Raw genomic sequence first — 22,882 nt, 5'->3', positions numbered from 1 at the left:
AACGACGCCCGCCGCACCCCGAGAGGGCGTGGCGGGCGGCGTCGAGTGAGTACGTGTCAGACGCGCGCGGCCTCGTCGGCCGGATCGTCCACGGCGCCGGCACCGGTGGTCGGCGCTGTGTCGCCCTGACCGGCGCGGACACCTTCCTCGACCTTCTTGCCGATCTCAGGATCGACATTGCTCCAGTACTGGAACACGCGTTGCAGCACCTGCTCGGTGACGCCGTTCAGCGCGTGACCGACGATGTTGCCGACGAGACGCTCGCGGGCGTCGTCGTCCATGACCTCGCGCACGAGAGTGCCCGCCTGGACGAAGTCGCCGTCCTCCGGATGCTGTACGTACCCGGTGCGCACGAATCGGGGCTCGAAGTCCCACGCGCCGTCGTCGCCGTATGCGTTGGAGTCCGCAGCGGGACCACCGTACGAGTTCGGGGCGTAGACCGGCGTGTCCGCGGAGTTGTAATGGATGTTCATCGCACCCTCCTTGGAGTACGAATTGATCTCCGCCTTGGCGCGATTGACCGGCAACTGCGCGTAATTGGTGCCGATGCGGTACCGGTGCGCGTCCGCGTAACTGAAGAGGCGACCGAGCAACATCTTGTCCGGGCTGGCGCCGATTCCGGGAACGAGGTTGGACGGTTCGAACGAGCTCTGCTCGATCTGCGCGTGGAAGTTCTCCGGGTTCTTGTTCAAGGTCATGGTGCCGACCTCGATCAACGGGTAGTCCTTCTGCGACCAGACCTTGGTCAGATCGAACGGGTTGTAGCGGTACGTCTCGGCCTCGTCGTACGGCATGATCTGGACCTTGACGGTCCAGCTGGGGAAGTCCCCGTTGCGGATCGAGCCGAACAGATCCTGACGATGGTGGTCCGGCGACGTGCCCGCCAGCTCGTCCGCCTTGTCCTGCGTCAGGTAGTCGATTCCCTGATCGGTCTTGAAGTGGAACTTCACCCACGACTTCGTGCCGTCTGCGGCGATGAACTGGTAGGTGTGCGAGCCGAATCCGTCCATGTGGCGGAACGACTTCGGGATCCCGCGGTCTCCCATGAGCCAGGTCACCTGGTGCGCCGACTCGGGAGAGAGCGTCCAGAAGTCCCACTGCATGTTGTTGTCACGCAGGCCGGAGTCGGGCATCCGCTTCTGGCTGCGGATGAAGTCCTGGAACTTGAGCGGATCCCGTACGAAGAACACCGGCGTGTTGTTGCCGACCATGTCCCAGTTGCCCTCGGTGGTGTAGAACTTCAGCGAGAAACCGCGGGGGTCACGCCAGGTGTCGGGGCTGCCCTGTTCGCCTGCGACGGTCGAGAAACGAGCCAGCATCTCGGTCTTCGTGCCGGGTTGGAACACCGCGGCGCGCGTGTACTTCGAGATATCGCCGGTGACCTCGAACGTGCCGAACGCTCCCGCACCCTTGGCGTGCACGACGCGCTCCGGCACCCGCTCCCGGTTGAACTGGGCCATCTTCTCGATCAGGTAGTGATCCTGCAGAAGGATGGGGCCCTGAGCCCCTGCTGTCAGCGAGTGCTCGTCACTGGCGACCGGGATTCCGGCGTTGTTCGTCGTGGGCTTGGCGGTGGGGGTGTCGGGTCGAGTCATGTGGTTCTGTGCCTCCTGCTGATCTGCGTGACGCACGCGTCCTTGATACCCGTGTACCCGGGCACGGACACGCGCACACCTAGACGACAGTCGGATGGAACAGCGGAAGCCCGCCCTCGTCGACACCCAGCTCCTGGATGGACCACTCCCGGGGATCGAGGGCGTACTGGGAATGATTGGTCGCCAGCAGCGAGGTACCCCGGAACGCCAGCGATGCCGGCGTCACCAGAGGGACGGACAACATCGATCGGCCCAGCGGCGACGGCAGAGCGTCCACGACACCGCGCCCCGGTTCGACGACCTCGACGTCGTTGATCACCGGATTCGCCACGGCGACGTAGATGCGGCCGGAACTGCCGATGGCGATGCCGTCTCCCTGGGACGTCGTGGCGATCTGTTCCCGCGTGCCGGGTGATCCGTCCGCCTCGACACCGAGGCGGAACAGTTTGCCGCGGAAGATCGACGCGTCCGGGGTCAGTGAGATCGTCACGGCGAACACCAACCGGCCCTGCGCGTCGAACTGCATGCCGTTCACGCTGTAGATGGACGCGAAATCAGCACTCTGGTACCAGATCCGGGCTTCTCCACCGCCCGGTGCGACCTTCCAGATCGTCGCCTGGTTCAGGTCACTGACGTACATGTTCCCGTCGCCGTCGAACACCGGGTAGTTGGGCCACGCCGGCCGGTCTATCGGGCTCGGCTCGCACGGCACCACGCCGCGACCGCAGGACGGAAGATCGGGGAACGTCGCGTAGACGCTCTGCTCGCCGGTGGCGGGGTCGATCCGCACCGCCCGCGCCCCCGAGTAGTCGAGCGCGTACGCCCGACCGGCCCCGTCGAGAGCGATGCCGTTCACGCCGTGTTCCGCGCTCGGAGAATGATCGACGAGGTCGTACGTCCCGATCAGCGCGCCCGACCGATCGTGATGCCACACGGCCCCGGCGGATCTCGGTCGGTTGGACCCCGTCCAGACGCTTCCGTCGCGCGGATCGACCGCGATGCCCTCCGGCTGACCGGGCAGGGGAAGTTCGGCGAAGGTCCGTGCATCTCCCGGCGCGGGCGAGGGAGGAGCGACAGGCTCGGCACCGGCCGACCCCGCTCCGGCGACGAGACCGGATCCGATCATGACCGCAGCAGCCCCGACCGCCAGAGCCCTTACTGCCTGCATCACTGGCATCGACCGCTCGAACATTGCTGCGCCCCCCGGCTGTCATCGCGCAGCACCGAACGCTGCCGGATGGACACTACGGTTCCCCGCGTCCGGACACCGCACGCAGAACTCCAGCAGTCCCGGGGCGACATTGTGCCTGCTCACAGGAGTGTCCGAGATGTGAGCATCCTGTGGCACCCTTCGATCGTCTACACCGTGACGTTCTGGGGGGAAAACAAGTGACGCGCAGTTCGAGAAGCAGGTCCGGATCGCTGAGGAAGGTCACCGCGGTCGCTGCCGCGGCCATCGCCGTGTCCGCGGCGTTCACCGGAACGGCCGGTGCCGCACCGGGACCCGTGGCACCCTCCACCGTTCTCGGATCGATCGACGACGGCCCCGGCCAGTTCCATGTCTTCCGCACGGTGGACAGCGGCAACCGTCCCAGCGCGGAAGACACCGCGCGGTGCAACGCCCAGTACGGAGTACCCGCCTCCTATGCACTGGTCGAGCGGCTCGACGCCCGGATGTACACCTTCCAGTCCGACCCCGCCAGCGGCCTCCTCACGGCCGAGACCGCACGCGACGTCGGCCCGATTTACGTCTGTGACGGACTGGGGCTGAACGGCACTCAGATCCTCGACCAGTGGGGCACTCTCGACGCTCCCGGACTGGGCCGGCTGGACATGCGCGGACCCTGCGGATTCGAGCTGTACCCGGGATCACCCGGCCGCGGCGCGGTCGACTGCGTTCTACGTATAGCTCCTAACGCGTCGGGAATCGCGGGCGGTGTCGCGACGAGCAACTCGGTCGCCAACCCGCTGCGTCTGCCGGGTGGCCGCACCGGCTCGGTCTGGACGCTGTACGCCCTCGGCGAGGGCACGGCACCGGTGAACCAGGCTCCGCCTGCAGGGTTGCCGCAGCCGACCGGACCCATCGCGTACAACGTCACCCGAGAGGTGAATTCGCGGTCTCAGGGTTCCTCCCCCGCCTGCGCGGGTGGTGAGCGGACCACCGAATTGCATGCCACCGGTGTGGATCCCGCGACCGGTGCCGCGTCGACGTCGCCCAGCGAGATCGTCGCCGCCACCGCGCGGGTCTGCTACTCCCCCGTCGCGAACCCCGAGTTCGGTGCAGCCCTGTCCGTGACCTACAACAACGTCCCCGGTGGCCCGTTGACCGTCGAGGGACGCGGACAGTGCCGCCAGACCTCCCTCCCCGGTACCGCTGATCTGCAGCAGAGCTGTGGGTTGACGCTGCCGCCGAACCCGGCTCGTGGGTTGGCCGGTGGACAGGTCACCGTCAACGGCCTCGTCCCGGCGGGCGATCCGGCCGGGTCGGCCAACTCGGCCATCTGGACCACGTCGCTGCTCGGACCGATCTCCGGGAAGTAGCACCTCGACCGACGACACCGGCCCCGCATTCCTGCTGTCAGGAGTGCGGGGCCGGTGTCCTCAGGTGTGGCCGTCAGTGACCGATGACCGTGAGGGGCAACCGAAGTGCGCCGGGTGCTTCCGCGGGCACCACCGGCGAGACCGGCTTGACCGGCGCAACGGGGGTGTAGTCGGCCCCCACCGGAGGGCGCTGATCCTGCTCACCCTTGTTGGGCCACAACGCCATCGCCCGCTCGGCCTGCGCGGTGATCGTCAGCGACGGGTTCACACCCAGATTGGCGCTGACGGCCGAGCCGTCGACCACGTGAAGTCCGTCGTGTCCGAACACGCGGTGGTACGGATCGACCACTCCGCGTTCGGGCGTTGCTCCGATGACGCAGCCGCCCAGGAAATGGGCCGTCATCGGGATGTCGAACACGTCCGCGAACGAGCCGCCCGCGTCTCCGCCGATCTTGTCGGCGGCCTTCCGGATGGCCACGTGGCCTTCCGGGATCCACTTGGGAGGCGGCGTACCTCCGCCGGGACGCGACGTGAGTCTGCGGCCGAATCGTCCCTTCGCCGAGCCGAGTTCGAGCGAGTTGTCGTCGGTCTGCATGACCAACGCGATGACGGTGCGCTCGGACCAGTTCCGGACCGACAGGCTGCGGACAGCGGCCGCCGGGTGACGCATCGCCACGCCCAGTGTCTTCAACGGACGCGGCAGTCGACCCCCACCGTCGCTCAGCACGGTCTGCAGGAGCCCGATCGCGTTGCTTCCCTTGCCGTATCGCACCGGCTCGATGTGCGTGTGATCGTTGGGATGGAACGAGGAGGTGATGGCGACACCCTCGGTGTAGTCGACCTGCCGATCGCGTGCGGTCGCCGCGAGCACGGCCTCGGAGTTGGTGCGCACGACCGATCCGAGCTTGTCCGACAGGTTCGGCAGCTGGCCGGTCTCCTTCATCGCGAGCATCAGCTTCTGAGTTCCGTAGGTCCCTGCCGCGAACACCACGTGATCGGCGGTCATCACCGTCTCGCGCCGCCGCAGTTTGGCTCCGGTGCGACGGGTACGGACCTCGTATCCGCCGCCTCCACGGGGACGAACCGAGGTGACAGTGGTCAGCGGATGCACTGCAGCTCCAGCCTTCTCGGCGAGGTACAGGTAGTTCTTGACCAACGTGTTCTTCGCGCCGACCCGGCAGCCCGTCATACACGAACCGCACTCGGTACACCCGGTGCGCGTGGGACCCGCGCCTCCGAAATAGGGGTCGGGAACGTCGCGGCCCTTCTGTCCCGGAGCTCCGAAGAACACGCCGACGGGAGTTGTGCTGAAGGTGTCGCCGACGCCCATCTCCTCGGCGATGTCGCGCATGATCTTGTCGGCCGGAGTGATCGTCGGGTTGTCCTCGACTCCCAGCATGCGACGAGCCTGGGCGTAGTACGGAGTCATCTCCGCTTCCCAGTCGGTGATGTCGCCCCACTGCGGATCCTCGAAGAACCGACTCGGCGGCTGGTAGAGCGTGTTGGCGTAGTTCAGCGATCCGCCACCGACACCGGCTCCGGCCATCACCAGAACGTTGGGCAGCAGGTGGATCCGCTGCAGCCCGTAACACCCGATGATGGGAGCCCACAAGTACTTCCGGAGGCGCCAGCTCGTCTTGGGGAGCTCGTCGTCCTCGAAACGGCGGCCCGACTCGAGGACACCGACGCGGTATCCCTTCTCGGTGAGCCGCAGTGCGGTGACGCTGCCGCCGAAGCCCGATCCGATGACGATCACGTCGTAGGTGTTCTTCATGATGCGGTGACCTCCGGCTCGAGGCGGGGGTCGGTGACGGCCCGCCGCACTGTTCGGTAGTTGTCGATGTCGAAGACCGACGTCGCCTTGCGGTACTTCCAGGTGAAGGTCGGCCACATGGCCGAGTTGCGGCCGCTCTTGTCCAGATACCAGCTCGAACATCCGCCCGTGTTCCACACCGTCCCGGCGAGATCGACATCGAGACTGCGGTTCCAGTCGTCCACGGCCGCCGGCTCGACGTCCACCGCGTCGACACCCCGGTTCGCCATCTCCCGCAGCGCGGATTCGACGTACGCGGCCTGCGATTCGAGCATGTAGACGATGGAGCTGTGTCCCAGATTGGTGTTCGGTCCGTACATCAGGAAGAGGTTGGGGAAGCCGGACATCGTCGTACCGCGGTACGCGCGCGGACTGCCGCCCCACCGCTGCGCCAACGTCGTGCCGGCGCTGTCCCGAACCAGATGTGCGACGGGAGGTTCGGTCGGGGTGAAACCCGTACCGAAGACGATCGCGTCCACCTCACGTTCGCGGCCGTCACGATCGACGACGCCGGTCGGTGTCACGGAGGCGAGACCGGAATCGACCAGCTCGACGTCGGGGCGCTGCAGGGTGTCGTACCAGTCGTTCGACAGCAGCATGCGCTTGCAGCCGATGGTGTAGCCCGGAGTGAGGCGCTTCCGGAGTCCGCCGTCGCGCACCTTCAGTCGGAGGAAGCCCGTGGCGATCGAGTGCGCGATCGACAGGAGCTTGGGCCGCTTGGCCATCATCTCGACGTACATCTCGCGGTAGGCGTAGATCGCACCGCGTTGCGCCTCGAGCGTCCACGGCGCGCGTCGGTAGAACCACCGCTCGACCGGACCGCGGGTGCGGTCCATCCGCGGGATGACCCACGCCGGGGTGCGCTGGAAGACGTGCAGGTGCTCGGCCACGGGAGCGATCTCGGGAACGAACTGGATCGCGGACGCACCGGTACCGACGACGGCGACACGCTTGCCGGTCAGGTCGTAGTCGTGGTCCCACGTCGCGGAGTGGAAGGTGTGGCCCGTGAAGGACTCCAAGCCGGGAACGTCCGGAAGCTTGGGCGTGGAGAGTGTTCCGGTGGCGGCCACCAGGACGCGTGCGGTCAGATCGCCCAGTTCGGTGCTCACCCTCCACAGGCACCGTTCGTCGTCCCACTGCGCCCCGAGGAGGGCACATCCGGTGATCAGACGCTCCCGGATACCGAAGCCGTCGGCGACACCGCGGAGGTAGTCGTAGATCTCAGGTCCGCGCGCGAAGGTGTGGCTCCAGTTCGCATGCGGGGCGAAGGAGAACGAGTACAGCGACGTCGGAACATCGCACGCCACACCGGGATAGGTGTTGTCGCGCCATGTCCCACCCACGTCGTGAGCGCGCTCGATGATGAGAACGTCCGCGGTGGGATCGGCGCGCAGGATGCGCTCCGTGACGCCCATCCCGGCGAAACCGGATCCGACGACCAGGACGTCGACGTGCGCCGGCAGGGACACGGGTCGAGCCTCGGGCGAGGTCGGCGATGCGGTCATGACGTCATCACCGCACGTTCCCATTCCGGCAGCACTCGTTCACGCATCTCGCGTTCCTCCTCGGGTGTTCGGAAGATGGCCGACACAGCCATCCCGCGGGCAAGTTCGATACTCAGTTCGAGAGCGACGGGAGACATCCGGTCCCCGAAGATCTGGCGTCCACCGTCCTGCAGGACCTCGGTGACACGGCGCTCGAGCGGCTCCATGGCTGCATGCAGGGCACGATCGGTCCGCGCGGCGACCCACAGTTCGAGTGCGGCGTGGAACAGCGGCCCGGAGAAGGCCTCGAGGAGCAGAGCGGGCCCGACCGGTCCGTCGCGGTCGCTTCCCACGATCTCCTCGAGCCGTCGCTCGACCAGGCGCTCCACGGCAGCGACCACGAGGGTCTCCTTCGTCGGGAAGTGATGCAGTTGCGCGCCGCGCGACACCCCGGCACGCCGCGCGATTTCCTGCGTGCTGGCCCGCGAGTATCCGACGTCGACCAGCGTGGCGATCGCCGCGTCGAGAAGCGTCGCTCGTGTTCCGGCAGTGCGCTCGGCCTGAGTTCGGCGGACGGGCGGCGCCTCGTCTCGTGCGGTGGTCTCGGTCACACGGAGGACCATACCGAGAAATCAACAAACAGTCCAGACTGATTGTAAGTTTGTTTGTCGGTGGGTCCTGATAGATCTGGACCGTGGACACGACACCTTCCGTCACGCGGTCACGTTCGCCGTTGCTGCAGGTCCGACGCATCTGGGCCGAGCCCGACGCACTGGCAGATCTCCGTGGCCAAGAAGTTCTCGCGCGGTTTCCCGACGCGGAGATCATCGACGTCGACTCCCATTGGCAGATACCGGAGCTGCACGGCAACGCCGGGAACATCGACCGCTGGGTGCGCGTCAAGACCGAGGACCTGGTGCTGGGAGTCAAGAAGTCGTTGACGGCTCGTCCCAACGGGCGCTCGGCGGACTGGATCGCACCGTCGACCGCCAACGGGTGTGCCATGGCCTGCGCCTACTGCTACGTACCCCGCCGCAAGGGCTACGCCAACCCCGTCACCGTCTTCACGAACATCGACAAGATCGTCGGATACCTCGGACGCCACATCCGTCGCCAAAGACCCAAGCCGGCACCGAATCAGTGCGATCCCGTCGACTGGGTGTACGACATCGGCGAGAACAGCGACTGCAGCGTCGACGCCACCATCAGCGACAACGTCGCGGACCTTGTCCACGCGTTCGCGGGGTGGGACGGCGCGAAGGCGAGTTTCGCCACGAAGTACGTCAATCGGGAGCTCCTCGAACTCCGACCGCGCGGTGGAACGCGCATCCGGTTCTCCCTCATGCCCCACCAGGAGTCGAGACTGCTCGACATCCGCACGTCACCGATGGACGAGCGGATCGCAGTCCTCGACGACTTCGTCGACGCCGGCTACGAGGTACACCTGAACTTCTCCCCGGTGGTGCTCTCCCCCGGATGGCAGGAACGATGGGCCGCGCTGATCGAGCAGATCGCCGAGCAGACGGGTGACACCTTCAAGCGCCAGGCCGCGGTCGAGGTCATCACGCTCACCCACAACCAGGACCTGCACGAGGTCAATCTCGGATGGCATCCGAAGGCCGAGGACGTGTTGTGGACGCCGCGGATCCAGGAGGCGAAGCGCTCGCAGAACGGAGCGGACAACGTGCGGTACCGCATCGACGTCAAGTCGCGCGCCGTCGCCGAGCTGACCGACCTGATCGCGGCGCGGGCACCGTGGCTGCGCGTGCGCTACGCCTTCTGACCGTCACCGCCCGGACAGGACGCCCAGCATCGACTCCACTGCCGTCGGCCAGCCGTACTGCTCCGCCCTCGCCCGCGCCGTCGGCCGTCCGCCCGAGGGGAGCGCCAGGGTCGCGGCGATGCCCTCGGCGAAGTCGCGGGAACGATTGGCCACCGCTGCGCCGCAGTCCGGGGTGACGATCTCGGCCAGCGCGGACGTTCCCGAGACCACCGCGGGTGTGCCCGACGCCAGCGCCTCGAGAGCCGCCAGCCCGAACGTCTCGTGCGGTCCGGGAGCGACCGCGACGTCCGCCTCGGCGAGCAACCGTGCGACGTGTTCGCGGTCGGAGACGAACCCGGCGAAGTGCACGGGCAGCCCCTCGGCGCGCCGCTCGAGCGCGGCCCGCCGCGGACCGTCTCCCACCACCACCAGGCGTGCGTCGATGCCTTCGCGGCGCAGGTGTGCCAAGGCGTCGACGCTTCGCTCGGCGTGCTTCTCCACCGACAGTCGTCCACAGTGCACCAGCCGGATCATCCGGCCCTCGTTGCGATGGCGACGCGACGGGTGGAACAACTCGAGGTCCACCCCGAGTGCGATGCGGTGTGCGTCGGCGCCGATCCGGTCGAACTCCTCCTGCGCGAACGCGGTGGTGCACACCACCGCGTCGTGACCGAGGACGGACCGCCTGTTGGCGACGTCCGCCGCCGCGCGCGCGACCGGGGCGGGCGACACCTGTCCGAGCAGTCGGTCCAGTCTCTCGTGGGAGATCATCACGCTGCGAATCCCTCTGTGGCGCGCCCATGTTCCGAGGCCACGCAGGGTCAGACGGTCCGAGATCTCGAGCACGTCCGGTCGCAGACTCGCCGCGACGTCGGCCGTCACGGACGGCCTCGCCACCCGGTAGCCACCGGTCATCGGGAGCCGGGTGGACGGGACGGTGATGCGATGCACCCCGTGGGCGGACATCGTCTCGGAGTGGACGTCGCCGGGGACGATGACCGTGACCTCGTGGCCGCGAGCGACGTAGCCCGCTCCGAGCTGGTCCACGGCCGTCCGCAGACCGCCCGAACGAGGTCCGTAGAAGTTGGCCACCTGCACGATGCGCATGCGGCCCAGTCTCGAGGTGAGCCGTGTACGGACGAGGACCGCGCCGAGAACGTCACACGAACACTGACCTCGCACGAACACTGATGTCGAGCGATCACCGTCGTCGCACGGCTGCGGCACGGGAACCCGGCACCGGCGCCGCACGTTGCCGTGGTGTCCGACCCGCGACGACACGTCACCGACGAAGAAGAGGTCCCACGATGACCAGCCCGGCACGAAAGTTGACCCGTTCACGACAGAGCAAGGTGGTCGCCGGCGTCTGCGGTGGCCTCGCCGAACGTTTCGGAATCAGTCCCGGCCTCGTCCGACTGCTCTTCGTGCTGTCCTGCATCCTTCCGGGGCCGCAGTTCGTGATCTACCTCGTGCTGTGGATCGCCATTCCGAAAGCCGCCTTCTGACGGGAGCGGCGCAGGTCATCGGGTAGCTCACCGGCTTACGCCCGCACAATCGGCCCCGACACCGGAGCCGGATCGGATTCCGATCACAGCCAACATCTTTGGTCGTCTGCTGTACATCGCCCAGTTGCGCACCTCCGACGCGGCCCCTTAGTGTCGATCACGATTCGTATCGCGCGCGTCTCGGTCACCCACGGGTTCGCGCGCGACTCTCGACGTGCAGGGCGTTCGAACAGAGGCCGCCGCGCACCATCCGGCCACTCCACGAGCAGGTCGGGCGCAACACCATGGCGCCCGGCCGGCAAGGACACGATGTCTACGTACGGCGGTTTCTCCGGTCACCGAGCTGACGACAGGTCCCGCGCGAGCAGATCCGCCCGGTTCGCGTGGCGCTACCTCGACTCGGACGATGCCGCGCGCCTGTGGGACGAGGTCACCGACTGGGTCTGGTGGCTCCGTGACCGGTACGAACTGACGGACCGTGTTCCCCGCTGCTGGTACCGACACGGCCCGGTGGTCGAAGAATTCACGGCGCTGATGGCGGCATGGACCGAGGCATATTCCTCCGGTCGAGGTATGTCGGCGTGGCATTCGTCGGATCTGTGGCCGCTGATGGATCGCCTCGAGAGCATCTCCGGGTTCGAACAGTGTCAGGCCGACGGATGCTCACACGATTCCGGCTTCCTGCATGCGCCGGAGGGCACCGAGGCCGTCATGGAACCGGCACACGACACCTCGAACCTGGACTCCTCGACCTTCGACGACGCCACCCGGGACGCTCCCGACATGTCCGACGTCGGAGCCATGGTGGTGGGTGTGGTCACCGAGGACGTCATGCTGATGGCCGTCGTGAACGGAGAAGCGACAGCACTCGACGCGGGGCGACCGCACGGGCGCTACCGCCTGGGCGGCAACCTCTGGACCTGGAGTTCGATCCTCGGCGGCTACGTGCCGTGTCGGGAATCGTCCGCCGGCCTCCGCGCGATCGAGAGCTGAGCGCGAACTACCCGAGGAACAGTTCGGCGATCTGAATGGTGTTCAGCGCCGCGCCCTTCCGCAAGTTGTCGCCGGAGACGAACAGCGCCAGCCCACGTCCGTCGGGCACACCGGGATCCTGACGGATACGTCCGACCAACGACTCGTCCGCTCCCGCTGCCTGCAAGGGCGTCGGAACGTCGACCAGGCGGACACCGGGTGCCGACGCCAGCAGTTCCGTCGCTCGCTCCACCGACAGCGGGTTCGCGAACTCGGCGTTGATGGACAACGAGTGTCCGGTGAACACGGGCACGCGGACACAGGTTCCGCTGACCAGGAGATCCGGGAGTCCCAGGATCTTGCGCGACTCGTTGCGCAGCTTCTGGTCCTCGTCGGTCTCTCCGCTGCCGTCGTCGACGAGCGACCCGGCGAGCGGCAAGACGTTGAAGGCGATGGGTGCTGTGTAGACCTTCGGATCGGGGAAGCTCACCGCGCTACCGTCGTGCACCAGCTTCTCGGCATCCGCGATCACCGCGCGAGCCTGTGTCGCCAGTTCTTCGACGCCGGCCAGTCCGCTTCCCGACACGGCCTGGTAGCTCGAGACGATCAGACGCTGCAGTCCGGCCTCGTCGTGCAGCACCTTCAGGGCCGGCATCGCTGCCATCGTCGTGCAGTTCGGGTTCGCGATGATGCCCTTGACGAGGTTCTTCGTCGCCTCCGGGTTCACCTCGCTGACCACGAGCGGAACGTCGGGATCCTTGCGCCACGCCGAGGAGTTGTCGATGACGGTGACACCGGCGGCGGCGAAGCGCGGCGCCTGCTCACGGGACATGGTCGCGCCGGCCGAGAAGAGCGCGATGTCCAGACCCGTGGGATCCGCAGTCGAGGCGTCCTCCACGGTGATCTCACCGTCGCCCCACGGGAGCGTCTTGCCGGCGGACCGTGCGGACGCGAAGAAGCGGATCGACGCGACGGGGAACTTGCGCTCCGCCAACAGGGTCCGCATGACGGCACCGACCTGGCCGGTAGCGCCGACCACTCCGATGTTCAAGCCTGTGGAGTTCGTGGTCATGGTGGTTCTACCTTCCGGTTCCGCCGTGCACGACGGCGATCTCGTCGCCGCCGAGTCCGAACGCGGCGTGCAGCACGCGAACGGCCTCGTCGAGCTCGGAGTCCTTGGTCAGCACGGAGATCCGGATCTCCGAGGTGCTGATGAGGTCGATGTTGATGCCCGCGTCGGCGAGCGCTTCGCAGAACGTCGCGGTGACGCCGGGGTGCGACTTCATGCCGGCACCGATGAGCGAGACCTTGCCGATGTGGTCGTCGTAGAGGACCTTGGTGAAGCCGATCTCACCCTGCAGCTTGGTCAACTTCTCCACGGCGGTGGGACCGTCGGCCTTGGGGCACGTGAAGGTGATGTCGGTCTTCCCCGTGTCGATGCGGGAGACGTTCTGCAGGACCATGTCGATGTTGATCTCGGAGTCCGCGACCGCCCGGAACACCTTGGCGGCGAAACCCGGCTGGTCCGACAGGCCGACGACCGTGACCTTGGCCTCGCTGCGATCGTGCGCGACACCGGTGAGAATTGCTTCTTCCACTGGAATGTCCTCCATGGATCCGGACACGATGGTCCCTGGCTTGGTGGTGTACGACGAGCGGACGTGCACGGGAACGTTGTAGCGACGCGCGTACTCGACGCAGCGCAGCATGAGCACCTTGGCGCCGCACGCCGCCATCTCGAGCATCTCCTCGAACGAGACCTTCTCGAGGTGTCTGGCGTCGGGAACGATGCGCGGGTCGGCGGTGAAGATGCCGTCGACGTCGGTGTAGATCTCACAGACGTCGGCGTTCAGTGCGGCGGCGAGCGCGACGGCGGTGGTGTCGGAGCCACCGCGTCCGAGCGTCGTGACGTCCTTGCTGTCCTGGCTGACGCCCTGGAATCCGGCGACGAGGACGATCGAGCCCTCGTCGAGAGCGTCACGGACGCGGCCCGGCGTGACGTCGATGATCTTGGCGTTGCCGTGCACGCTGGTGGTGACGACACCGGCCTGCGACCCGGTGAAGGACCGCGCCTCGGCGCCGAGGGAATGGATGGCCATCGCGACGAGCGCGTTGGAGATGCGCTCACCCGAGGTGAGCAACATGTCCATCTCGCGCGCCGGCGGTGCGGGGCAGACCTGCTGCGCGAGGTCGAGCAACTCGTCCGTCGTGTCACCCATCGCGGAGACGACCACGACCACGTCGTGGCCCTTGCGCTTGGTCTCGACGATCCGTTCAGCGACGCGCCGGATCCGCTCGGCGGTCGCCACCGAGGATCCTCCGTACTTCTGAACGACGAGTGCCACGCTGGTGCTACCTCCTGCGTCGGGGTGTATGTATTCGGCGAACCGGTTGTGGAGCCTACCGACCTGCAGCGGTCCCGGGTGAATCGCGTGCCTGCCTACCATCTGATGGTGACCGCCCGCGACCCCTCCGCCCTCCCGCCTCGCCACCGACGCCGCAGTCTGTTCGTCGCGCTGCCGTCCGTCGGTCCTCGATGGCCCGGTGGCCTGCGGTCGGCGGCAGCATTCGGCGTTCCGGCGCTGGCGCTTCTCGCCGGGGGCTTCCAGACGGAGGCGCTGCTGACGGCGGCCGGCGGTTTCGCGGTGGTCTACGGCGAGGGCCGCCCGTTCCGTTCACGGTGGTCCGTGGTCCTTCTCGCGGGACTCGCGCTGGTGCTGTCCGCCACCGCCGGCGGACTGGTGGGTCAGTACGCCGATCCCCGCGACACGGTGCTCGGCGCCGTCCTCGTCGTCGTGGTGCTCACGGCGCTGGGAACCGTCGCCACCTTCGTCGTCGACGCGCTGCGACTCGGTCCTCCCGGCGCGTTCTTCTTCGTCCTGACCTGCGCCATCGCGACCGTGGTGCCGCAGGCCGGCGTCTCCGCCGTCGTCAACTCCGTGTGTGTCGCTCTGGGAGCCGTGTGGGCGTTGCTCGTGTCGATGGCACCCGCGGTGCGCGACTTCTCGAAGCCCGAGCGAGACGCGGTGGTCGCCGCGGAACGGACCGTGAGCGCCTTCGCCGCGGCGCGAGACGAGGCCGATACCGCCGTTGCTGCTCGTCACCGCGCGGCCGTGTCCGTCGACAAGGCGTGGTCCGCGCTGCACGACGCCCGCATTCCCGCGCGGCGCATCGACGATCCGCTGGTCCTGCGACTGCGCGCCGCACACCTGGAGTTCGCCCGGACCGTCGACGGTCTGCCGCCGGACCCCCAGCACGTCTCCGATGCGGTCCACGTCGAACCCGGGACCCGTCCGACCGTGCCGATGGCGCGGCCGTCCGTCACGTTCCGGCTGGTGCGCGCACTCGACCGCGATTCCCACGCCACGACCACGGCGATGCGAGTGCTGTGCGCGTCGTCGGTGGCCGGTCTGATCGCGGTCGTGGTCGGACTCGGCAGACCGGACTGGGCCGTGATCGGCGCGGTCCTCGTGCTGCAGCAGGGACTGGACCGGCCCCGAGGAACCGTGCGGGCTCTGCATCGACTGGTGGGAACCGCCGCCGGTGTCGTGCTGTTCGCCGTGGTGTTCTCGCTGTCGCCGAGCGGAGTCGTCCTGGTTCTCGTGCTGATGGCCCTGCAGTTCCTCATCGAACTGTTCATCGCCCGCAACTACGGCATCGCCGTCATGTTCATCACCCCACTGGCCTTGCTGATCGGCGGGGCGTCCCACCCGGGCGCGCAGGCCTGGCCGCTGGCATGGGAACGCTTCGTCGAGACCTGCATCGGCGTCGCCTGTGCCCTGGCCGCGATGTGGGTCGTCGGCCGCCATGCGCATCGGCGATGCCTGACGTGGTGCGACGCGCGCGTCATGGCGGCATCGTCGGACCTGGTCGACCTGCTGCACCGCGTGGCGCCCAGTGACGATGCCGCCATGACAGTGCGCCGCGACGTCCAGTTCGAACTGGTCGGGGCCGCCCTCGCCGCCGAACACGCCGTGAGCGACGACAGGGAGTGGGCGGCGACGGTATGGCCGTCCCACCTGGCCGTCGACGCGATCGGTTACGACCTCCTGGCGGCGTGCAGTCGTACTCCGGACGGTGCGACGGTGGACGATCTGGGCACGTTCCGAGCCCGAACCGTCGACGGATGAGCGGTGGCGGTGTCCTCGGGGGAGCCGACGGAGTAAGGTGACGCCCATGTTCGGCGCCGGGTTCGCCCTTCTCCTTCGTCGCCGCGACGGGGTCTGATTCTCAGACCGGCTCCCTGTCGCGGGTCTTTTCGGCGCCGGTCGACCCCTTCCTCACAACGGAGAACAATCGATGTCACCCGCCGACGCATTCGTATCCGGCTCACGCAACGTCACCACCCCGACCAAGCCTGCGCCGTCCGATCAGCCCGTCTGGAACACCCAGAAGAACTCGTCGATGCCGACGTTCCGCTACCGCTCGTTCGCGGAAGAAGTCGAGCCGCTGACGCTCCCCGACCGCACCTGGCCCGACAAGGTCATCGACCGGGCACCTCAGTGGTGCGCGGTGGACCTGCGCGACGGTAACCAGGCGCTGATCGATCCGATGAGCCCGGCACGCAAGCGCCGGATGTTCGATCTCCTGGTTCGCATGGGCTACAAGGAGATCGAGGTCGGTTTCCCGTCCGCGAGCCAGACGGACTTCGATTTCGTCCGCGAGATCATCGAGGACGGCGCAATTCCCGACGACGTCACCATCCAGGTGCTGACGCAGTGCCGCCCCGAGCTGATCGAGCGCACCTTCGTCGCGTGCGAGGGCGCCCGCAGCGTCATCGTGCACTTCTACAACTCCACGTCGATCCTGCAGCGCCGCGTCGTCTTCCGCGCCGATCCCGACGCGATCGAGAAGATCGCCACCGACGGTGCCCGCAAGGTTCTCGAGGAAGCGGCCAAGTTCCCCGACACGGACTGGCGCTACGAGTACTCGCCCGAGTCCTACACCGGAACCGAGCTGGAGTACGCCAAGAAGGTGTGTGACGCGGTCACCGAGATCATCGCTCCCACACCGGATCACCCGATGATCCTCAACCTCCCGGCGACGGTCGAGATGGCGACGCCCAACGTCTACGCCGACTCGATCGAGTGGATGCACCGCAACCTGGCACGCCGCGACTCCATCGTGCTGAGCCTGCACCCCCACAACGACCGTGGAACCGGCGTCGCCGCAGCCGAACTGGGATACCAGGCCGGCGCGGATCGCATCGAGGGCTGCCTCTTCGGCAACGGTGAGCGCACCGGCAACGTCTGCCTGGTCACCCTGGGGCTCAATCTCTTCACGCGTGGCGTCGACCCCCAGATCGACTTCTCCAACATCGACGAGATCCGCCGCACGGTCGAATACTGCAACCAGTTGCCGGTTCACGAGCGGCACCCCTACGGCGGCGACCTGGTCTACACCGCATTCTCGGGAAGCCACCAGGACGCGGTCAACAAGGGCCTCGACGCGATGAAGGTGTCCGCCGACGAGCAGGACATGGATGTCGACGACGTCCTGTGGCAGGTGCCCTACCTGCCTGTGGACCCGAAGGACGTCGGCCGCACCTACGAGGCCGTCATCCGCGTCAATTCGCAGTCCGGCAAGGGCGGCGTCGCGTACATCATGAAGTCGGACCACGGCCTCGCGTTGCCGCGACGGTTGCAGATCGAGTTCTCCTCGGCCGTGCAGCGCGTCACCGACGGCGAGGGTGGCGAAGTGTCGCCCAAGGCCATGTGGGACGTGTTCTCGGAGGAGTACCTGGCTCCGATCGTTCCCCTCGAGCGCATCCGGCAGCGAGTCACCGCGGCCGAGGAGGACGGTGGCACCGACTCCATCGCCGCCACCGTCAAGGTCGAGGGCACCGAGCAGGAGATCACCGGTGAAGGCAACGGACCTCTCGCCGCATTCGTCGACGCACTCGGATCCATCGGCTACGGGGTGAGCGTCCTCGACTACTCCGAGCACGCCATGTCGGCGGGCGACGACGCGCAGGCCGCGGCCTACGTCGAAGCTGCCGTCCGCCTGCCGGGCGGCGCCGAGGTATCCGTCTGGGGTGTCGGCATCGCCACGTCGATCACCACCGCATCCCTGCGCGCCGTGGTGTCGGCCGTGAACAGGGCTGCCCGCGCCCAGTAGGTCACGGAGCGACTGCCGCTACCTGCGCCTCGAGCGCGTCGAGCACCGCCGCGACGGCGGGTCGTTCGGCCGCTCGGGGGCGGGTGGCGACGTCGTAGATCCGCGCGGCTTTCACACCGGCCAGTCGACACTTCGCGACGCGCGGGTGGGCGGAGGCGTAGCGCGGCATCAGCGCGATGCCGTGGCCATGGGCCACCAGCTCCTCGGTGAGCCGGAAGTCGTTGATGCGCATGATGACTCGGGGAGTCACGCCGGTGACGGTCGCGATGGAGAGCAGGACGTCGTCCACCGGGAAGCCGCCCCGCACGCTGATCCACTGCTCGTCGGACAATTCCTCGATGTCGACCGACTCGCGATGAGCGAGCGGATGCGACGGCGGTAGCACCAGATCGATGGGCTCCCGCATCAGCGTGCGCACCTCCACCCTTTCCGACGCGATGGTGGGCGCCCGTTCGTCTCGATGGGTGAGCACCACGTCGTAGTCGGCGAGCAGTGCCGGGACGGACGAGGCGGGGACATCCTCGTCGCGTGCGTCGACGACGACCCCGGCACCCGAGAGCCGGTCGAGCACGCCCGGCAGGAGCAGTGCGGCGCCGGACGGGAAGAGCGCCAGTCGCACGGTTCCGCGTGCGCTCCCGCGGTACGACGCCATCTCGTCCGATGCCCGCCCGAGCGCTGCCAGCACGTCGTCGGCGTGCGGAACCAGTGCGCGGCCTGCCGCCGTGAGCCTGACCCGGCGTCCGTCGGGTTCGAGAAGGGCGACGCCCGCTTCCTTCGTCAGCAGTTTGAGCTGCTGGGACACCGCCGACGGTGTCATCGACAGCGCCTCCGCGGTGGCTCCGACGGTGCCTCGGTCGGCCAGCTCGCGGAGGACTCTGAGGCGTTCGACATTCATGAAGCAACGCTACATTGCTAGCTCATAATTATTCGATTGTCCTTACCTATGCCGGTGAGGACACTGGGTTCATGACCACTCGCGACCGCCTGCTCGGACTGATCGTCGTCGTGGTCTGGGGGCTCAACTTCCTGGCGATCCGTGCAGGCCTCGACCAGTTCCCGCCCTTCTTCTTCGCAGCGCTCCGATTCGCCGTCATCGCCGTCCCGGTCGTGCTGTTCGTGCGCCGCCCGAACGTCCCGCTGAAGTGGCTCCTGCTGTACGGCGTCGGATTCGGACTCCTGCAGTTCGCCTTCCTCTTCGCCGCCATGAACGCCGGCATGCCTACCGGACTGGCGTCGTTGGTGCTCCAGTCGTCCGCACCGTTCACGGTGGTTCTCGGTGCCCTGTTGCTCCGCGAACACGTCGTCCCTCGCCAGTGGCTCGGCATCGGTGTCGCCGTCGGCGGGATGGTGCTGATCGGGTGGGACAGGGCGCACAACGCCACACTGCTTCCGGTGCTGCTGACGCTGCTCGCCGGCCTGAGCTGGGCTTTCGGCAACCTCGGCAACAGGTTGGCGGCGTCGAAGGAGCCGATGCGACTGATGCTGTGGATGTGCGTCGTTCCGCCTCTGCCGCTGTTCGCGCTGTCCGCCGTGACCGAGGGGCCCACCGCCGGATGGTCGGCCGTCGGCGACGCGGTGTCCACCGGCCGGTACTCGGGTCTGCTCGGACTGCTGTACATCGTGGTGGTCGGCACGATCGCGGGCTCGGGTCTGTGGACGGTGCTGATCAGCCGGTACCCGGCCGGAGTCGTCGCGCCGTTCTCCCTGCTGGTGCCGGTCGTCGGAATCGCCGCGTCCTGGCTGGTTCTCGACGAGGTTCCGAGCGTCCTGTCCCTGATCGGTGCCGTCGTGGTGATCGGCGGGTGCATGTGGGGCCTGAGTCGCTCGCCCCGCGCGGCCGCCGCGATCGAGGGTGCGCCGCTCGCAGCCCAGCGAACCTGACACCCCCACGGCGCCGCGTGGTGACTTAGGGTCCCCTCATGTCCAGATCTACCCGTGTCCTCCCGGCCCTGCTCGCGGTCGTCGCCGTCGTTGCGACGGCATGTTCGGCCGCGTCGACGCAGGCGAGCGAACCCGACGGAACCCGACTCGTCACCCACGCGCGCGGCGAGACCGAGGTCCCCGCGTCGCCGCTGCGGATCGTGACGCTCGAACCCGTGCAGCTCGACACCAGCGTCGCGCTCGGTGTCGTCCCGATCGGCACCGCGGTGCTGAGCGAGGCAGCCGGAGTGCCGGCGTACCTGGGCGCCGAGGCATCCGGTATCCCGACGATCGGCACGGTCGCCGAACCGCGGATCGAGGCCATCGCGGCGCTGCAGCCCGACCTGATCCTGGGAACCGAGACGCGCCACGGCGAGCTGTACGACCAACTTGCCGCGGTCGCTCCCACCGTGTTCATGGCGTCGCAGAGCGACCCGTGGCAGGACAACGTGCGATTCGTCGGCTCCGCATTGGGACGGGACAGCGAACCTCTGCTGGCCGAGTACGAGCAGCGGTGCGACGACATCGCCGGCAGGTTCGACACCGACGGGCGCACGGCGCAACTGATCCGGCCCCGCGACGGTCTGCTGACCCTGTACGGACCCCTGTCCTTCGCGGGCAGCACGCTCGAATGCGCCGGCTTCACGACGCCGCCGCGCCCGGAATGGTCCGACGAGATCAGCGCGGACCTGTCACCGGAACTGGCCGCGCAGGCGCGCGCGGACCTCGTGGTGATCACCTCCGCCACGCCGGACGACCCAGCATCGGTGCCGGCGGCCATCACGGCGAACGCGTCGACGTTCCCGCAGCCGCACGTCGTCGACCAGTCGTACTGGATCACCGGTGTCGGACCGAAGGGTGGTCAGGCAGTGCTCGACGACATCGAACGGATCCTCGGGGCGTCCTGACTTCCTCGCCGTATGGGAGGATCGGTCATCATGATCGACAGCAGCAGACGGCACCTCGGAGCCCGCGGCAGGCTGGCTCTGTCCGCGGCATCGGCCGCGGCGTGGGCCTCTCAGAAGGCCGGACGCGGCAAGGGTTCGATGATCGGCGGACTGGTCGCGCTGAAGATCGATCCGGCGTTGATGTCCCGCCTCGGCGCGAACCGTCGCACGGCCGTGGTGACCGGAACCAACGGCAAGTCGACGACGACCCGTATGACCGCTGCCGCGTTGGCCACCCTCGGCGACGTGGCGACGCAGGCCGACGGCGCCAACATGGACGCCGGCATCGTCGCCGCACTGAACTCCCGCCGCACCGCCCCGTTGGCGGCCCTCGAGGTGGACGAACTGCATGTTCCCCACGTGTGTGACGCGGTGAATCCCGAGGTGCTGGTGCTGCTCAACCTCAGCCGCGACCAGCTCGACCGGGTGGGCGAGATCAACATGATCGAACGCAAACTGCGCGCCGGGCTGCGCGATCATCTCGACACCGTGGTGGTGGCCAACTGCGACGACGTGCTCATGACGTCCGCCGCGTACGACTCGCCCCGCACGGTCTGGGTCGCGGCCGGCGGCGGCTGGGTCGGCGACTCGGTCAGCTGCCCTCGCACCGGCGAGCCGATCGAGTGGAGCGGCGCGCACTGGCGCAGCACGGGAACGCTCGAGGACGGTCGCGAATTCGCCCGCCCGGAACCGCAGTGGTGGCTCGACGACGACAATCTGTACGGACCCGACGGGCTGATCCTGCCGATGACGTTGACGCTTCCGGGGCGCGCGAACCGCGGCAACGCGGCACAGGCCGTGGCAGCCGCCGTCACCATGGGCGCGGATCCGGTGGAGGCCGTGGCGGCCGTCAGCGCCGTCAGTGAAGTCGCCGGACGCTACAGCTCGATCCAGTACGGATCACACACTGTCCGAATGCTTCTGGCGAAGAATCCCGCCGGTTGGCAGGAAGCGCTGTCGATGATCGACCCCGACGCCGACGGTCTCGTCATCGCCGTCAACGGCCAGGTTCCCGACGGCGAGGATCTGTCGTGGCTGTGGGACGTGCGGTTCGAGCACTTCGAGAACACCACGGTGATCGCCGCCGGTGAGCGCGCGACCGACCTCGGGGTGCGCCTGACCTATGCGGGCGCCGATCACAGCGTCGTCCCGAATGCGTTGCGCGCCATCGAGTCCTGCCCTCCCGGCAGAGTCGAGGTCCTGGCGAACTACACGGCGTTCCGCGATCTCGGCCGCGCCTTGGCTCGCGAAACGGCGAAGGAGGCTCCCGGTGTCTGAATTCCGGATCGGACTCGTCCTCCCCGACGTCATGGGGACCTACGGCGACAGCGGGAACGCTCTGGTGCTCCGCCAGCGCATGCTCATGCGCGGACTCGACGCCGAGATCGTCTCCATCACGCTCGCCGACCCGGTACCGGACTCCCTCGACGTCTACGTTCTCGGTGGCGCGGAGGATTCGGCTCAGCGCTTGGCGACCAAACACCTCGCGCGGTACCCGGGTCTGCAGCGCGCCGCGGAACGCGGTGCTCCCGTCCTCGCGATCTGCGCAGCGATCCAGGTACTCGGCGAGTGGTACGAGACCAGCTCGGGCGAACGCGTCGACGGTGTCTCGATGCTGAACGTCACCACGGCGCCGCAGGAGACCCGGTCGATCGGTGAAGTCATCACCCGCCCGGTGTCCGACCGCTTGACCCAGACGCTGACCGGCTTCGAGAACCACCGTGGCGGTACGACTCTCGGTCCCGATGCCGCACCGTTCGCGCGTGTCGAGCACGGCGTCGGCAACGGTGTCGGCGACGGCAACGAGGGCGTCGTGCAGGGCTCGGTGATCGGCACCTACATGCACGGACCGGCGCTGGCCCGCAATCCCGAACTGGCGGACCACCTGCTCGAGACAGCTCTGGGTCACTCCCTCGAGCCGCTGCACCTGGCCGACGTCGAGCAGCTGCGCACCGAGCGTCTGCGCCGCTAGACCGAGACCGGATCCTCGGCCGGTTTCCGCGCCGCCCGGCGCATCAGCAGCTGGGCGATCAGCGGCGCGGCGATCAGCATCGACACCAGGCGGATCAGCTGCACGCAGGCGACGAAGGTGACGTCGCTCCCTGTCGACGCGGACACGGCCAGCACGGCCGCGAGCCCACCTGGAGTCGTCGCGAGGTAACCCGTCAGCAGGCTCGTGCCCGTCCACGCGGACAGCGCCCAGCCGAGCAGCGCGCAGATGACTCC

At 67.9% G+C, this 22,882-nt stretch carries 20 protein-coding genes; 10 read left to right on the top strand and 10 right to left on the bottom strand.

Annotated features, from left to right (window positions below; all coding sequences use genetic code 11):
• Positions 1–56: 56 nt before the first annotated feature.
• Together RU01_RS17885 and RU01_RS17880 are read right to left on the bottom strand one after the other, a co-directional pair.
• Positions 57–1,595 carry a catalase gene (locus RU01_RS17885; protein WP_042575943.1) on the bottom strand — a complete coding sequence of 513 codons (1,539 nt, stop codon included), beginning with the start codon at positions 1,593–1,595 and terminating at the stop codon, positions 57–59.
• A 79-nt stretch (positions 1,596–1,674) separates the two neighbouring features.
• Complete coding sequence (locus tag RU01_RS17880; RefSeq protein WP_156148980.1) at positions 1,675–2,772, bottom strand: SMP-30/gluconolactonase/LRE family protein; 1,098 nt, start codon at positions 2,770–2,772, stop codon at positions 1,675–1,677.
• Between the two features lie 212 nt (positions 2,773–2,984).
• On the opposite strand from RU01_RS17880, the gene RU01_RS17875 reads away from it, so the two are divergent.
• A complete protein-coding gene (locus RU01_RS17875) occupies positions 2,985–4,136 on the top strand; it encodes a hypothetical protein (protein WP_042575935.1) in 1,152 nt (383 codons plus the stop codon).
• 73 nt (positions 4,137–4,209) lie between these two features.
• On the opposite strand, the gene RU01_RS17870 is transcribed toward RU01_RS17875, so the two are convergent.
• The 3 genes from RU01_RS17870 to RU01_RS17860 are packed head-to-tail and all read right to left on the bottom strand — an operon-like array spanning position 4,210 to position 8,044.
• Entirely contained in the window at positions 4,210–5,910 is a 1,701-nt protein-coding gene (locus tag RU01_RS17870; protein WP_042575934.1) for a GMC oxidoreductase, read from the bottom strand.
• Positions 5,907–7,454, bottom strand: coding sequence for a flavin-containing monooxygenase (locus RU01_RS17865; RefSeq protein WP_442970553.1), 1,548 nt, complete (start codon positions 7,452–7,454; stop codon positions 5,907–5,909). Before RU01_RS17865 ends, RU01_RS17870 begins: the two co-directional genes overlap by 4 nt.
• On the bottom strand, positions 7,451–8,044 hold the full coding sequence (locus RU01_RS17860; RefSeq protein ID WP_231568760.1) for a TetR/AcrR family transcriptional regulator: 594 nt from the start codon (positions 8,042–8,044) through the stop codon (positions 7,451–7,453). The genes RU01_RS17865 and RU01_RS17860 overlap by 4 nt, the downstream gene beginning before the upstream one ends.
• Positions 8,045–8,127: 83 nt before the next feature.
• Here RU01_RS17860 and RU01_RS17855 point away from each other — a divergent pair, with 83 nt between their 5' ends.
• Complete coding sequence (locus RU01_RS17855; RefSeq protein ID WP_042575932.1) at positions 8,128–9,216, top strand: spore photoproduct lyase family protein; 1,089 nt, start codon at positions 8,128–8,130, stop codon at positions 9,214–9,216.
• A 3-nt stretch (positions 9,217–9,219) separates the two neighbouring features.
• Here the strand turns inward: RU01_RS17855 and RU01_RS17850 are convergent, their stop codons facing one another.
• Complete coding sequence (locus tag RU01_RS17850) at positions 9,220–10,302, bottom strand: glycosyltransferase (RefSeq protein WP_042575941.1); 1,083 nt, start codon at positions 10,300–10,302, stop codon at positions 9,220–9,222.
• A gap of 200 nt (positions 10,303–10,502) precedes the next feature.
• On the opposite strand from RU01_RS17850, the gene RU01_RS17845 reads away from it, so the two are divergent.
• Both RU01_RS17845 and RU01_RS22275 read left to right on the top strand, forming a co-directional pair.
• Complete coding sequence (locus RU01_RS17845) at positions 10,503–10,700, top strand: PspC domain-containing protein (RefSeq protein WP_042575931.1); 198 nt, start codon at positions 10,503–10,505, stop codon at positions 10,698–10,700.
• A 309-nt stretch (positions 10,701–11,009) separates the two neighbouring features.
• The gene (locus RU01_RS22275) at positions 11,010–11,693 is read left to right on the top strand and encodes a DUF4913 domain-containing protein (RefSeq protein ID WP_052493358.1); all 684 of its coding nucleotides are present in this window, start codon (positions 11,010–11,012) and stop codon (positions 11,691–11,693) included.
• Positions 11,694–11,700: 7 nt separating this feature from the next.
• On the opposite strand, the gene RU01_RS17835 is transcribed toward RU01_RS22275, so the two are convergent.
• Together RU01_RS17835 and RU01_RS17830 are read right to left on the bottom strand one after the other, a co-directional pair.
• On the bottom strand, positions 11,701–12,744 hold the full coding sequence (locus RU01_RS17835) for an aspartate-semialdehyde dehydrogenase (RefSeq protein WP_042575930.1): 1,044 nt from the start codon (positions 12,742–12,744) through the stop codon (positions 11,701–11,703).
• Positions 12,745–12,751: 7 nt separating this feature from the next.
• The gene (locus RU01_RS17830; protein ID WP_042575929.1) at positions 12,752–14,017 is read right to left on the bottom strand and encodes an aspartate kinase; all 1,266 of its coding nucleotides are present in this window, start codon (positions 14,015–14,017) and stop codon (positions 12,752–12,754) included.
• An 87-nt stretch (positions 14,018–14,104) separates the two neighbouring features.
• On the opposite strand from RU01_RS17830, the gene RU01_RS17825 reads away from it, so the two are divergent.
• Together RU01_RS17825 and leuA are read left to right on the top strand one after the other, a co-directional pair.
• The gene (locus tag RU01_RS17825) at positions 14,105–15,802 is read left to right on the top strand and encodes an FUSC family protein (protein WP_156148979.1); all 1,698 of its coding nucleotides are present in this window, start codon (positions 14,105–14,107) and stop codon (positions 15,800–15,802) included.
• Between the two features lie 169 nt (positions 15,803–15,971).
• A complete protein-coding gene (gene leuA / locus RU01_RS17820; RefSeq protein WP_042575928.1) occupies positions 15,972–17,789 on the top strand; it encodes a 2-isopropylmalate synthase in 1,818 nt (605 codons plus the stop codon).
• 1 nt (position 17,790) lies between these two features.
• Here leuA and RU01_RS17815 read toward each other — a convergent pair whose 3' ends face one another.
• Positions 17,791–18,684: a LysR family transcriptional regulator gene (locus tag RU01_RS17815; RefSeq protein WP_042575927.1), complete on the bottom strand. Its 894-nt coding sequence runs from the start codon at positions 18,682–18,684 to the stop codon at positions 17,791–17,793.
• A gap of 71 nt (positions 18,685–18,755) precedes the next feature.
• On the opposite strand from RU01_RS17815, the gene RU01_RS17810 reads away from it, so the two are divergent.
• The 4 genes from RU01_RS17810 to RU01_RS17795 are packed head-to-tail and all read left to right on the top strand — an operon-like array spanning position 18,756 to position 22,628.
• The gene (locus tag RU01_RS17810) at positions 18,756–19,670 is read left to right on the top strand and encodes an EamA family transporter (RefSeq protein WP_042575926.1); all 915 of its coding nucleotides are present in this window, start codon (positions 18,756–18,758) and stop codon (positions 19,668–19,670) included.
• A 38-nt stretch (positions 19,671–19,708) separates the two neighbouring features.
• A complete protein-coding gene (locus RU01_RS17805) occupies positions 19,709–20,617 on the top strand; it encodes an ABC transporter substrate-binding protein (RefSeq protein ID WP_042575925.1) in 909 nt (302 codons plus the stop codon).
• Between the two features lie 30 nt (positions 20,618–20,647).
• A complete protein-coding gene (locus tag RU01_RS17800; protein ID WP_042575938.1) occupies positions 20,648–21,934 on the top strand; it encodes a Mur ligase family protein in 1,287 nt (428 codons plus the stop codon).
• On the top strand, positions 21,927–22,628 hold the full coding sequence (locus tag RU01_RS17795) for a type 1 glutamine amidotransferase (RefSeq protein ID WP_269430152.1): 702 nt from the start codon (positions 21,927–21,929) through the stop codon (positions 22,626–22,628). Before RU01_RS17800 ends, RU01_RS17795 begins: the two co-directional genes overlap by 8 nt.
• Here the strand turns inward: RU01_RS17795 and RU01_RS17790 are convergent.
• A partial coding sequence (locus RU01_RS17790) for an AbrB family transcriptional regulator (RefSeq protein ID WP_042575924.1) occupies positions 22,625–22,882 on the bottom strand: 258 nt, incomplete at its 5' end. The two genes, RU01_RS17795 and RU01_RS17790, sit on opposite strands and share 4 nt — an antisense overlap.

Origin of the sequence: Rhodococcus sp. MEB064 (assembly GCF_000834565.1) — a bacterium.
GTDB lineage: Bacteria > Actinomycetota > Actinomycetes > Mycobacteriales > Mycobacteriaceae > Rhodococcoides.
The sequence above is the reverse complement of the archived record's forward strand: the minus strand, read 5'-3'. Positions and strand labels throughout refer to the sequence as shown.